A 12,849-nucleotide genomic window follows, 5' to 3' on the forward strand; every position below is an offset into this window, starting at 1 on the left:
TGTTAACAGTTAAATGTCATATTTTTATTAAATTAATAACTTGTATTTCTAGAGAGTTTGATCATTGTTCGGTAATTGATTTTATAATCTTATAAAATGAAACGAGATTACTCTGTTTTTATAAATTCAAATTCATCGTTAAAGAATTTCACATTTAAACCAATTACACGATTGTTATCATCTTTTAAAATAAAGGCTTCTAAATTATCAGCATAAAGTGTTGTGTTATTTTTGAAGTATAAATTAAAAGTTTCATTGGTCTCTATATAGCTAAATTCTAAACGTTGTTCATCTACTTTCATTATATAAGGTTCAGTTAATTCAAGAATATCTCCAGTTGAAAATTTGAGTTTAACTAGTGTGTAATTGCCAGAAAGCTCTTTAAATTGTTGAGGTGTAACATCTATTAAATGATGTGGAATAAAATCTGGCAGTTCTTTTGGGTTTCCAGTAAGTTCAGCAATTGTTCGATAAGCTTTAATAGCATTTTGGTTAAATTGACTAACGTGATTTGTTAGGTTAAAAGCCGCATTACTGTATATATGAAGTGCATTTTTATAAAGCGAATCATTTAAGAAATAGTGGATGGCCTCATTACTTATTTTATCTTGGCTAACATTGTAAAACCAAGTTTTTGTTGCTCCAAGATTGTCTATTAAACGGTCTGTAATTTTATCTATTCTGGTGTCAAATTTATCTATTTCGTATTTGTTATAGGTGTAAATTTCGTTGAGAGTAGATATAACTTCTTGATATTTTTTTGGAACGTTATCCAAGTTATTAGAAAAATTTTGATAGCCGTTACTATGGATTTTAAGATGAAAGGCATTCATTGCAACGTTAATATAATAATACTTTTTGTCGCTCAAATAATTTTCTCTTGTGAGCTTGTTGTTAATTGCTAATTGTATGATGGAGTCACGTTCTTTATAATAAGCAAACAGTTCTTTAGATTTAAGAATGTCTTCTTTTAAGTCGTTTTGAATTTCTTTTAAAATGGATAAAATTTTGTTTTCGTTTAAGCGTTTTTCATTCCAATTATTTATTTGAAGCGCAATAAGAATTCCAATAACTACTAATATGATTTCTCCAATGGCATATTTGAAATATTTGGATGTTTTGTTTTCCATAAGAAGGTTTTGACGGATTTTTCGAAAGAATTTAATCATTTATTATTTGTCTTGGTATCTGTTTTTATTTCAATTCTGAAAGTGCTTTTATTGCAGATTCATTACTAGGATTTAACTCTAAAGATTTTTGGTATGCCTTTATGGCATTTTCCTTGTCTCCTATAAGTAATAAGCACTCGCCATAACTATCATATGTATTAAAAGCTTCTGGATATAAATCTATATTTAGTTTAAAAAGCTTTAAGGCTTCATTATTTTGCTTCATGGTATTCATAACAAAATAACCCAATGCGTTGATGTAATTTTCAGAAATATCATATTCTGGTGCTCCTCTGTCTTGGTTTTTAGCCACAACAATAATTTCATCAATGCTCTTGCCTTCTTCTAAAAGCGTTTCCAGTTTTTTGAGACGTTTAATAACAGTTTCAATATTCTCGTACGGATTGCCTAACTCTTTATTAATTAGCGTGAATAACGTGTTAATGTTTTCGATTATGGCTTGAAATCCTTTTAATTGGTCACGCTCTGTAAAATCTTTCAAGCCATACGCTGCATTGAGAATTAGAGCGATTTCAGAGAAGTTATTGGCAACTTTTAAATCTGTGTAAAGTTGATTTGATTGTGGGCTTGCACCTTTTAGTAATAACGTATTGGGGGAGTATCCTAGTTTTATTGCGCTTAAAAACTCCTTTATAAAATTATCATTATTACCATAGGCTTGGGCTATAGTATTGTTTTGCATATTTTTTAAATCAATCAATTTATTTCTGATTTCCGAGGGTAGTAATTTAATGTCTCCTGTGGTTTGTAGCGTTTCAATAGTATTTGAATTGAATTGTAGATAGGCAAATGTATAATTAAGTTTAGCTGCGCTCATAACAATTGCTTCTGGGTTTTTTTGATTTGGAAAGGCAGCTACAAATTCATTATACAGTGCTATATTAGAATTAAGCGTTTTAATTTGGTTATTAATAGTCTTATAGTCCTTGGCTAAATCTTGTAAAACTTGCTTGTAATAGTTGTTTCTAATGTCTTCACTTTTTCTAGCTTCATTCCAATTATTAATTTGTAAAGCAATTAGAATCCCAATGACCACGAGAATAATTTCACCAATAGCGTATTTAACGTATTTGCCTGTTTTGTTTTGTTCCATGAGGTTGTAGCGTATTTTTCTAAAGAATTTGATCATACAAATAATTATTTGTTTTGAATTTTATTAATTTCATCTAGTATAAGTTGGCACAGTTTACGTTGTTCAATTATAGTTGTCAACCCAACTTTAATTCCTGACATATAATACCGAAGTTCTTCTAATAAAACGGAGTTGCTTGTTAAATGATCTAAGATGAGCTTACTTTCTATTTCATTAATAAAAGGTTCACAATCTTTAAGAATTTGTGTGTCACCTTCTGTTACATGACAATGTTCCCACATATAATTTTGAACTTTTGTTGGAATGAGTCCACGTACCATTTTGCGATATGGAGGCTTAATGCCAACTGTATGGTTGTATCTTTGAAGACCACCTCCATGATAATAAGAGAGGTTATTTCTTAAATCTACGCTTTGAATAAGTGAGAGTTCTCCCGAACTTTTTAATTCTTCATATGTTGATGTAGTAGCTATAAAAGGCCAAATTTGACTTGCATGAAAAAAGGAAACTAAAATTTCCCATTGACTCTTTGGTTTTACATCATCTCCTTCAGCATAGGCAAGTGCTAAATTTCCATAGTCGAAAACTTTAGTGTAAAAAGCGATGTTTAAGTCAAGTTGTATTAAATCAGAAGTAATGTTTTCTTGCAATCTTTCAATATAGACTTGTTCCTTTTTTTGTTCTTTTCTATTCTCATTCCAATTATTTACTTGAAGTGCAAGTAAAATACCTATCATTACCAATACAATTTCTCCAATGGCGTACTTAAAGTATTTTCCTGTTTTATTTTCCATTAGAAGGTTTTGACGGATTTTTCTAAAGAATTTAATCATTGCTTTCCTCTGTATTTTTTTTGATCTTTTCTATATCTAGAAATTAACCGAAATACGATGCGTAAAATAAGAGCAAATGCTATTATATAGATGATGGTTTTAGTATCCATATGTTTTGTTTTTTATAATAATTACTGTTCTTATTAAGTAGTTTAATATTTAACCTGCTTTCCCATCGCCATCAATATCTTTTACTAAATGTGTTTCTAAGGCAATTAATGTTTTTTTAAGTAAGACTTTTGTGTTGGCTAATTCTTCTTCTAAATGTTTTACACGATCTTCGACGCTATCAGCCTGATTTTTTTGCTTTTCTAATTCATCTTGTTGTAATAAGTCCCAAAATATTCCCATGGTTTATATGTTTATTTACTATTTAAATCTGTATCTATTAATTCAATAAATTTTTTAGATAATTTCGTTCAATACTTCTATGTTGTTTGGCAGTATTCCAATTGCTTACTTGTAGTGCTAAAAGAATGCCTACCATTACAAGAAGGATTTCTCCAGCCGCATACAAAAGGTATTTACTAAATTTATTTTCCGCCAAAAGGTGTTGACGAATTTTTCTAAAAAATTTTATCATTCACTTACAAGGGTTGTAAGAAGGTGAAAATGTATTGATAGCTTTGGTTGGTTTAGCATTTAAAGTTAAACATTTTTTAATTCTAGTACAGACAAATAAATAATATTAATTTTGCACCATGAGCAAAGCACTTACAGAACAAGAACTTCACAATTTAGCAATGAATCATGTTGGGAAAGATTTAGAACAACGGGGTTTTGAATTTATTGCTATCAATAGCAAGTTGAAGAAGCATCCACAATTTGTATGTATCGATAAAAAAAGTCAATATTTTTTTGTTATTGTTAGAGCAGTCATACTTCCCGAAAACCCAAACAATTATGATATTGTTTGGATGGAGTCTTTTAAGAAACATGCTACAGAAAAAGATGCTAAAGTACTATATGCAGGAGTTGGTCTTGGGAATCCCGAAGGCGAAGATTTACCTATTTATTTAAACGAAGAATATTTAATTGAATACAATGGCATTCAGGTCATTGAAACTAATTTAAATTAATGATAAGAGTATTAATAATTTTATTTATTTCATGTTTGTTCTCTTGCAAACAAGAGCCTAAAAACACAAAGTTGAATGGTGAAGTTTTTGGAACTAGTTATTCTGTGATTTACGATTCTGATACTAATTACCAAAAGCAATTTGATAGCTTGTTTTATGTTATTAATAAATCCATGTCAACCTATCAAGCCAATTCAGACATCTCCAAAATAAATAGTAATGAAGCGTTTGATATCGATGCCCATTTTGCTCATGTTTTTGATGCATCAAAAGAAATCTACAAACAAACTCAAGGTGTTTTCGATCCAACCATTGGTGCTGTTGTAAATGCTTGGGATTTTGGTCCAGAAGGAAAAATTGCACGTTTAGATAGCTTAAAAATTGATAGTTTGATGCTTGGTGTTGGGCTTGATAAAGTAAATCGAAATCATTTAAAAATTGAAAAGCAATACCCTAGAACATATATAGATTTTAATGCCATTGCTAAAGGCTATGGTGTGGATGTAATTGGCTTGTTTTTAGAAAGTGTAAACAGTCATAATTATTTAGTTGAAATTGGTGGCGAAATTAGAGCTAGAGGGAAAAATATTGAAAGACAGTCTGCCTGGAAAGTAGGCGTTGAGGAACCACATTTTGATGGCACACAATCTATTTTAAAAGCCATATCTATTCACGACGAAGCTATGGCAACTTCTGGAACCTATCGAAAATTTAAAACCGATAGTTTAGGGAATAGGTATTCACATATTATTGATGCCAAAACTGGCTATCCAAGCAAAACAAATTTGTTGAGTATATCTGTTATAGCAAAAGATTGTATGACTGCTGATGCTTATGCAACCGCTTTTAAAGCTATGGGACTTGAGGAGGTCAAAGAATTTTTAAAAATACATCCAGAATTAAAGGTGTTTTTAATTTTTGAAAATGATCAAAACGAATTTGAAACATTGACTTTAAATGGGTTTCCAGAGAATTAGTTGTTATTACTAACAAATTTTTAATTTGCTGTGGCAATCTGTAACTTTCTTAAAGATTTCCATGTCGCTAAGCTCCACGTTATAATATAGCTATTTATAAACCACAGGAATTATTTCACCTTTAGCTAAACAGTATTTAGTAATGTCTTCTTCGGAAAGAGTAGAGGTGTAATCAACTTCATCTACTTTAAAACCAATACTTCTTAACTTATCAAAATAGTCACGTCCATAAATACGTACGTGATCGTACTGCCCAAAAATGGCAGCACGTTCTTTTTTATCAGTTATGCTATCGTCTTCAAACGTTTTTTCTCGTGATATATCCTGTGGAATTTGAAATATGCCATATCCTCCAGGTTTCAATACTCGATATAATTCTTGCATAGCTTTAGTATCATCAGGAATATGTTCTAAAACATGATTGCATAAAATAATATCATAACTATTATCTTTAAATGGAAGGTTGCAAATATCTGCCTTTACATCAGCAATAGGAGATAATAAGTCTGTTGTGGTATAATCTAAGTTTTTTAATTTTTTGAAGCGATTTAAAAAACATTGTTCTGGTGCAAAATGCAGTACACTTTTTTCTGCTGAAAAGAAGTCAGTTTCATTTTGTAAATACAGCCACAATAATCTGTGACGCTCTAAACTAAGTGTAGAAGGTGATAAAACATTATTTCGTTGTATGCCATAACCATAAGGTAGAAAAGATTTGAAACTTTTACCGTCTATTGGATCTGTAAAAGTATTTCCTTTTAAATAGAGAGCTAAAACAGGACGTACAAGATAGCTTAACCTAATTAATATAGGTCTAGGAATAACGTTAAGAATTGTTTTAAAAAGTCGCTTCATTTTTAAAGCACTAACGCTTTCTGTCTAAACGCATCTTCTTCATTGGAAACAATTCCCAAAGCTTCATAAATATAGGCAAATGTAGATAGTAGTTCGGGTTTACCATCTAAAATAGCCACATCGTGTTCAAAATGCGCACTAGGTTTATTATCAAGAGTTGTAATGGTCCAACCATCTCTATGTTGCTTAATGCGATGCGTTCCCATATTTATCATAGGTTCTATTGCTACAACCATGCCTTCAATAAATTTTTTACCTCGACCACGTTTTCCATAGTTTGGCATTTCAGGGTCTTCATGCATTTTTTTTCCTAAACCATGACCAACAAGTTCCCTAACAACGCCATAACCATGATCTTCGCAGTATTTTTGAATAGCATAACCAACATCTCCAACTCGATTACCAATTTTAAATTCGCGAATTCCAACATAAAGAGATTCTTTAGTAACGTCTAACAGTTTTTGGGTTTCAGGAGCAATTTCGCCTACTGCAAAAGTATAGGCATGATCGCCATAGAAATCATTTTTAATAGCACCACAATCAATGGAGATAATGTCTCCTTCTTTTAAAGGTTCGTTTGTTGGAAACCCATGTACTACTTGAGAATTCGGACTCATACAAAGTGTGTTAGGAAAATCGTATAAACCTAAAAAACCAGGAATGGCTCCTTGTTCTCGAATATATTCTTCAGCTAATTTATCTAATTGTAACGTGGTTACACCAGGCTTTACTTCTTTAGCAAGCATGCCTAATGTTCTTGATACTACCAAGGCACTTTCACGCATTAATTCAATCTCTTCTCTTGTTTTTACTATAATCATTCTTAAAAAAATATGTGCAAAGATAAATAAAATTAAAATGGGAATCTTTTTTATGAAACATGACTTTCGACATGTTTTTGTTTGAGTATATTCAATAATTTTGTGGTCTAAATGAAACATTATGTATAAATCGGTTAGTGCAGAAGAGGCAGTAAAAATCATTAAGTCTAATAATAAGGTATACATTCAAGCAGCAGCTGCAGCACCACAGGTGTTAATTAATGCCATGACTGCAAGACACGAAGAATTAAGAAATGTGCAAATTTGCCAATTACATACTGAAGGGGAAGCGCCTTATGCTAATCCAGAATTTAAAGATAGTTTTCATGTGAATTCTTTTTTTATAGGAAAGAATGTTAGACACACTTTAAAAGCCGGAAATGGTTCTTATACTCCTGTTTTTTTAAGTGAAGTGCCTTTGCTTTTCAAAAGAAATATTGTCGATTTGCAAGTTGCTTTAATACATGTTTCTGTGCCAGACAAGCATGGGTATTGTTCTTTGGGAGTATCGGTAGAAGCAACGCTCGCAGCTATAGACAATGCAGATTATGTGATTGCTCAAGTTAATAAGCAAATGCCTAGAACTCATGGAGCTGGAATTATCCATTCTTCAGAAATTAATGCTTTTGTTGAATGCGATGTGTCATTGCCAGTTCACGGTGTTACTGAACCTACAGAGATTGAAAGTAAAATTGGAAATCATGTTGCAGGTTTAATTGAGGATAGAAGCACCTTACAAATGGGTATTGGTAATATTCCAAATGCAGTATTGTCAAGGCTTACAAATCATAAAGATTTAGGATTGCATACCGAAATGTTTTCTGATGGTGTTATCGATTTAATATTAAAAGATGTTATTAATGGAAATTATAAAGGCATCAATAGAGGGAGAGCTTTAGCAACTTTTTTAATGGGTTCTAAACGTTTATACGACTATGTTGATGATAATCCGTTTATAGAAATGAGAGCTTCAAATTACACCAACGATGTTTCAATTATAAAATTAAACCCTAAAATGGTTGCTATAAACTCTGCTATTGAAGTAGATGTTACTGGACAAGTTTGTGCAGACTCTATAGGAGCAAATATGTACTCTGGAGTTGGTGGGCAAATGGATTTTATTAGAGGAGCTTCATTAAGTGAAGGAGGAAAAGCTATTATAGCTTTGCCATCAACCACAAAATCTGGAATTAGTAGAATTGTGCCAACTTTGAAACCTGGAGCTGGAGTTGTAACAACGCGTTCTCATGTACATTATGTCGTGACGGAATATGGGATTGCAAATTTATATGGTAAAACTATAAAAGAGCGTGTAAAAGCATTGGTAAACATTGCACATCCAGATCATCAAGAAGCTATTGATAAGCAATATTTTGAAATGATAGGGTATTAATTAAAATATGAGACCGGTTATTATTTTCTAAAAAACGAAAAGAAACCTTTCTTTTTCTCTTGTTTTAGAGGATTGTAATTTGGGTTTGAAAGTCGTTGATAGACTTCTCCCCAACCAATAAAACCACCAATATTTCTGTCGTCTATAAATAAATCTGCATGGATTTTTCTGCTTTTAGAATAATCAAATTGTTCTTCAGGAAAACTTTTATTAACTGCATAAAATGTTAAACCGTTGTTTTTACAGAAATCAACGGCTTCTTGAAGTTTGACATCACTTCGGTAAGTCCATAGAATAAGTCTATGTCCATCTTTTTGTAATCGTTTTAAAGTTTCAAAAGCAAAAAGTTTTGGTTTCCCTATTTTTGGATAAGCATCATCAACAATGGTTCCATCGAAATCGATTGCTAGAATAAGTTTGTCGTTAAAATTCATACTTGATTATTGATTTCAAAAATACGTAATTTATTATGTTAGATTAACGAATGTTGCGTCATTTTTTCAGGTTGATCAATTCCTATAAGCTTTAAAATGGTAGGAGCAATGTCTCCTAAAACGCCATCTTTTATAGCTATTAAATCGTTATCAATTAAAATAATAGGAACAGGGTTAGTAGTATGAGCTGTATTTGGTGAACCATCAGGATTTATCATGGTTTCGCAATTTCCATGATCTGCAATCAGGATGGTTGTATAATTGTTTTCTAATGCAGTTGTTACCACATTTTTTACACATACATCTACAGCTTCACAGGCTTTTATGGCAGCTTCCATAACTCCTGTATGTCCTACCATATCGCCATTTGCAAAGTTTAAACACACAAAATCGACATCTCCTTTCTTTAATTCAGGTATTAAAGCATCGGCCAATTCAAAAGCACTCATTTCGGGCTTCAAATCGTAAGTAGCTACTTTTGGCGAATGACGTAAAATACGTGTTTCGCCATTAAAAACGGTTTCTCGACCTCCCGAAAAGAAAAAAGTAACATGAGGATATTTCTCTGTTTCAGCAATCCTGATTTGTTTTTTATGATGTTTTTCTAAAACTTCGCCTAAAGTATCTGTAAGGTTATCTTTATTATATACAACTTGGATGTTTTTATAAGTGTCGTCGTAATTGGTCATGGTAACATAATACAAGTTCAATTTGTGCATGTTTTGCTCATGAAAATCTGTTTGTGTTAAGGCTTCAGTAAGTTGTCTACCTCTATCTGTTCTAAAGTTGAAAAAGATTACAACATCACCATCCTTGATTTTTGCTACAGGTTGATTGTTGTCATCAACCATAACAATGGGTTTGATAAATTCGTCAGTTACCTCATTTTCGTAACTTCTTTCAATGGATTTTAAAGCATTTTTAGAAAACTCACCAACACCATTTACCAATGCATTATAAGCTAATTTAACGCGTTCCCAGCGTTTATCTCTATCCATGGCGTAATATCTACCAGTTATAGTTGCTATTTTGGTTGGTGTGTTTACTATAAATTCTTCCAAAAGTGTTATAAAACCATAACCCGATTTAGGGTCCACATCACGACCATCTGTAAAAGCATGAATGTAAGATTCCGTTACACCTGATGCTTCTGCTGCAGAAATTAATCCTTTTAAATGATTGATATGTGAGTGTACACCACCATCACTAACCAAACCTAAAAAATGAATGGGTTTTTTATTGGTTTTTGCATAATGAAATGCTTCAAGTAACACAGTTTCCTGACATAAAGTGTTATTTTCTACAGCCAAATTTATTTTAACCAAATCTTGATAAACAATACGTCCTGCGCCTAAATTCATATGTCCCACCTCACTGTTTCCCATTTGTCCTTCCGGAAGGCCAACATGCAAACCATCGGTTCGTAAACTAGCATTTGGGTATTTTGAATAGAGGGAATCTATAAAAGGTGTGTTGGCATGATCTATAGCTGAGACTTTAGGGTCTGGAGATTTCCCCCAGCCATCAAGAATCATTAAAATAACTTTTTTATTCATGGTAAATAACTTTGTAAGTCAAAGATAAAAGTTTAAAAATGCTTTACGTTTGAAATGAATAAAAAAATATAGATGACTTCCAAGATTGAAGAGAGCCATCTTCAATAAGGATTTACTCTCATGAAACAAAATGTCTAGTATAAATCGTTTTTTTAGATAAAACTTATTTTTATAACTTAAAGAGGGTTTTCAATTTTATAAAGTTTTGCAGGCATACCATCGTAAATGGCTTCATGAATAAAATGCAAACCACATTTCTCTATAACTTTATGGGACGGGATGTTTTTAATATGTGCATGTGCATAAATCTCTTTCAGTTTTAAGGTTTCAAAACCATAAGTTATGGAAGCTTTAGCACTTTCTGTTGCATAGCCTTTATTCCAATTTTCTTTATAAAAACGATACCCAACTTCAACAAGTTTTTCGTTTGGATGATATTTTAATCCACTCCAACCCAAAAAACAATCGTTTTCTTTTAGGCAAACGGCCCATCTTCCCATATTATGAAGCTTGTAATCTTTATATTGAGATAAGAAAATTTTTGCATCGGCTAAGGAGCTAAACGCAGTATCTCCAGTGTATTTTATAACTTCAGGATCGTCATTCATTTTATAAAAATGTATGGCATCTTGAATATTAAATTCCCTCAAATAGAGGCGTTTAGTTTTAAAGATGACTTTCATGAAGTAAACTTATAATTTTTTTCTTTTATTAGATGAAATACTTATTTATATTTGCACCGGAAATGCGAGAGTAGCTCAGTTGGTAGAGCGTCAGCCTTCCAAGCTGAATGTCGCCGGTTCGAACCCGGTCTCTCGCTCTAAAAAGCCTTGTCTTAATGATGAGGCTTTTTTTATTTAATTCAAGTTTAGTATTAAGCAAAAGTTAGGGTGAGAAGTTTATCCTGAGCGCAGTCGAAGGGAACCCAGTCTCTCGCTCTAAAAGCGTCATCATTACGATGGAGCTTTCTTTATTTTATATGGTTTAGTTCTGTACTTGTCTTTACTTCAAAAGGTGTTTTATTATATTCAAAAACTCTAGCCGTTAAATCGCCTTTTAAGACAATAGAATTTCCTGTCACTCTTAACCAGCTCCCTTCTCTAAGTCCAATAACAGGTTGTGTGTTAAATTCATGGAACTCTTTAATTCTAGTTTCTCTGGTTTCTCCCATGTGTTTATTATTTGAAATAGGATCCAAATAATGCGGATTGATATTAAAAGGTATCAACCCCAAGGCTTTAAAACTGGGTGGGTAGACAATAGGCATGTCGTTAGTTGTATTGATGGTTAAACCACAAATATTACTTCCAGCACTGGTGCCTAAATAAGGAGTCCCATTTTGAATTGCCTTTTGTAAAGGAGCTAGAAGACGATTTTTATACAAAGCATTTAATAATACAAATGTATTTCCTCCACCAGTAAATAAGGCTTCAGCTTCTTCAATTGCTTTTATAGGGTTTTCAAATTCATGAATTCCTTTTAGATTTTTGTTTATTGTATGAAAGGCTTTTTTTGCTTTTGCTGTGTATTCGTCATACGATATGCCACTTGGTCTTGCATAAGGAATAAAAAGGATGGTTTTTGCATCTTTAAAAAACAACGATAATTCGTCTAATAAATAATCCAAATAACCACTTGCATGAATGGTCGAAGTACTAGCAATAATTAAGTTTTTCATTTACATTATTTTGTTGTAAATTTAAGTAAATACAACTTGTAACAAAAGTATATAAGCTTTTGAGTTGTAAATATTAACCTCAAATACGACTTCTATGAAAAATGTATTACCATTTATTTTCTTTTTAATTCTGTCCTTCGCAACAGCCCAAACTGAGGAGAGAATTCAAATATCAGGAAAAGTAATTGTTGATTCTAACGATGTAGAAGGACTTACCGTTAATAATCTAACATCAAACAGAATCGCTGTTACAGATTTGGACGGAAAGTTTGATCTTTATGTTGCATTAAATGATCAGGTTAAAATATCAGCATTGCAATTTGATACTATTCTAATTATTGTAACTCAAGATATTTTGGATTCAAAACAGATAACGGTTTTTTTAGATGAAAGATTAACTACTTTAGATGAAATTGTCATCTTGCCCTTTAATTTAACTGGAGATTTAGAAGCAGACTTAAGTAAAGTGAGAGACTTTAACCCAAAATTTGAGTCTATTTATTTTGGTGATATTGATTTTGAACACAACCCAAATGCAGATATATATTACCAAAAAGTTGAAAACACCATTTTAAACCAAGACAAATTTTACAATGGTGTAGATTTTGTTAAAATTACTAATTGGTTAATAAAACCTTTATTTGCCTCTAAATCTACTTCTATAGATACTAGTAATGCAGAAAATTCTAATTTTGATATTTTAAGAGATACCTATACCAAAGATTTTATAAGCTCCAATTTTAATATTCCTGAAGATAATGTAACCGATTTTATTGCTTTCGCAGAAGCCAATAATAAAGATGTGTCAATTTATAATAATGGAAAAGATATAGAACTAATTCAATACTTAGTGGATCAGAGCAAATTGTATTTAGAGACGGAAGTTGGTAAGAATTAATGTTCTAAAACGGCCAGGTTTTTTTTACGTTATTCTGTTTTA

General features: G+C 31.7%; 14 protein-coding genes and 1 tRNA gene. 5 read left to right on the plus strand and 10 right to left on the minus strand.

All coding sequences use genetic code 11. The features are described from left to right. Positions 1–107: 107 nt before the first annotated feature. The 4 genes from ACI5KZ_RS10410 to ACI5KZ_RS10425 all read right to left on the minus strand — a co-directional run bounded on the left by ACI5KZ_RS10410 (position 108) and on the right by ACI5KZ_RS10425 (position 3,467). Complete coding sequence (locus tag ACI5KZ_RS10410) at positions 108–1,130, minus strand: DUF6090 family protein (protein WP_406847598.1); 1,023 nt, start codon at positions 1,128–1,130, stop codon at positions 108–110. 64 nt (positions 1,131–1,194) lie between these two features. Next, positions 1,195–2,319 carry a DUF6090 family protein gene (locus tag ACI5KZ_RS10415; RefSeq protein ID WP_406847599.1) on the minus strand — a complete coding sequence of 375 codons (1,125 nt, stop codon included), beginning with the start codon at positions 2,317–2,319 and terminating at the stop codon, positions 1,195–1,197. A gap of 8 nt (positions 2,320–2,327) precedes the next feature. Next, on the minus strand, positions 2,328–3,077 hold the full coding sequence (locus ACI5KZ_RS10420; RefSeq protein ID WP_406847600.1) for a DUF6090 family protein: 750 nt from the start codon (positions 3,075–3,077) through the stop codon (positions 2,328–2,330). Between the two features lie 198 nt (positions 3,078–3,275). Then, positions 3,276–3,467, minus strand: a complete 192-nt coding sequence (locus ACI5KZ_RS10425; protein ID WP_109308578.1) for a hypothetical protein — start codon at positions 3,465–3,467, stop codon at positions 3,276–3,278. A 350-nt stretch (positions 3,468–3,817) separates the two neighbouring features. Here ACI5KZ_RS10425 and ACI5KZ_RS10430 point away from each other — a divergent pair, with 350 nt between their 5' ends. Next, the gene (locus ACI5KZ_RS10430; RefSeq protein ID WP_406847601.1) at positions 3,818–4,195 is read left to right on the plus strand and encodes a Na(+)-translocating NADH-quinone reductase subunit F; all 378 of its coding nucleotides are present in this window, start codon (positions 3,818–3,820) and stop codon (positions 4,193–4,195) included. Beyond that, positions 4,195–5,172 (plus strand): FAD:protein FMN transferase, encoded by a 978-nt coding sequence (locus ACI5KZ_RS10435; protein ID WP_406847602.1) that lies wholly within the window; start codon positions 4,195–4,197, stop codon positions 5,170–5,172. The genes ACI5KZ_RS10430 and ACI5KZ_RS10435 overlap by 1 nt, the downstream gene beginning before the upstream one ends. 90 nt (positions 5,173–5,262) lie before the next feature. Here ACI5KZ_RS10435 and ACI5KZ_RS10440 read toward each other — a convergent pair whose 3' ends face one another. Continuing rightward, positions 5,263–6,027: a class I SAM-dependent methyltransferase gene (locus tag ACI5KZ_RS10440; RefSeq protein WP_406847603.1), complete on the minus strand. Its 765-nt coding sequence runs from the start codon at positions 6,025–6,027 to the stop codon at positions 5,263–5,265. Positions 6,028–6,029: 2 nt separating this feature from the next. Continuing rightward, positions 6,030–6,848, minus strand: coding sequence for a type I methionyl aminopeptidase (map, locus tag ACI5KZ_RS10445; RefSeq protein WP_109308587.1), 819 nt, complete (start codon positions 6,846–6,848; stop codon positions 6,030–6,032). A 121-nt stretch (positions 6,849–6,969) separates the two neighbouring features. Between map and ACI5KZ_RS10450 the strand changes: the two genes are divergently transcribed. Continuing rightward, the gene (locus ACI5KZ_RS10450; protein WP_109308588.1) at positions 6,970–8,241 is read left to right on the plus strand and encodes an acetyl-CoA hydrolase/transferase family protein; all 1,272 of its coding nucleotides are present in this window, start codon (positions 6,970–6,972) and stop codon (positions 8,239–8,241) included. Between the two features lie 20 nt (positions 8,242–8,261). Here the strand turns inward: ACI5KZ_RS10450 and ACI5KZ_RS10455 are convergent, their stop codons facing one another. The 3 genes from ACI5KZ_RS10455 to ACI5KZ_RS10465 form a co-directional block, all read right to left on the minus strand. Beyond that, on the minus strand, positions 8,262–8,675 hold the full coding sequence (locus ACI5KZ_RS10455; RefSeq protein ID WP_109308589.1) for a BT0820 family HAD-type phosphatase: 414 nt from the start codon (positions 8,673–8,675) through the stop codon (positions 8,262–8,264). A 38-nt stretch (positions 8,676–8,713) separates the two neighbouring features. Beyond that, a complete protein-coding gene (gene gpmI, locus ACI5KZ_RS10460) occupies positions 8,714–10,231 on the minus strand; it encodes a 2,3-bisphosphoglycerate-independent phosphoglycerate mutase (protein ID WP_109308590.1) in 1,518 nt (505 codons plus the stop codon). A 176-nt stretch (positions 10,232–10,407) separates the two neighbouring features. Continuing rightward, entirely contained in the window at positions 10,408–10,914 is a 507-nt protein-coding gene (locus tag ACI5KZ_RS10465; RefSeq protein WP_406847604.1) for a GNAT family N-acetyltransferase, read from the minus strand. A 64-nt stretch (positions 10,915–10,978) separates the two neighbouring features. On the opposite strand from ACI5KZ_RS10465, the gene ACI5KZ_RS10470 reads away from it, so the two are divergent. Beyond that, positions 10,979–11,051 (plus strand) — tRNA-Gly (locus ACI5KZ_RS10470). Positions 11,052–11,201: 150 nt separating this feature from the next. On the opposite strand, the gene pepE is transcribed toward ACI5KZ_RS10470, so the two are convergent. Beyond that, complete coding sequence (gene pepE, locus ACI5KZ_RS10475; protein WP_109308592.1) at positions 11,202–11,909, minus strand: dipeptidase PepE; 708 nt, start codon at positions 11,907–11,909, stop codon at positions 11,202–11,204. Positions 11,910–12,003: 94 nt separating this feature from the next. Here pepE and ACI5KZ_RS10480 point away from each other — a divergent pair, with 94 nt between their 5' ends. After that, the gene (locus ACI5KZ_RS10480; protein WP_109308593.1) at positions 12,004–12,807 is read left to right on the plus strand and encodes a hypothetical protein; all 804 of its coding nucleotides are present in this window, start codon (positions 12,004–12,006) and stop codon (positions 12,805–12,807) included. Positions 12,808–12,849 lie beyond the last annotated feature (42 nt).

It is taken from the genome of Xanthomarina sp. GH4-25, assembly GCF_045363175.1.
Taxonomy (GTDB): Bacteria; Bacteroidota; Bacteroidia; order Flavobacteriales; family Flavobacteriaceae; genus Xanthomarina.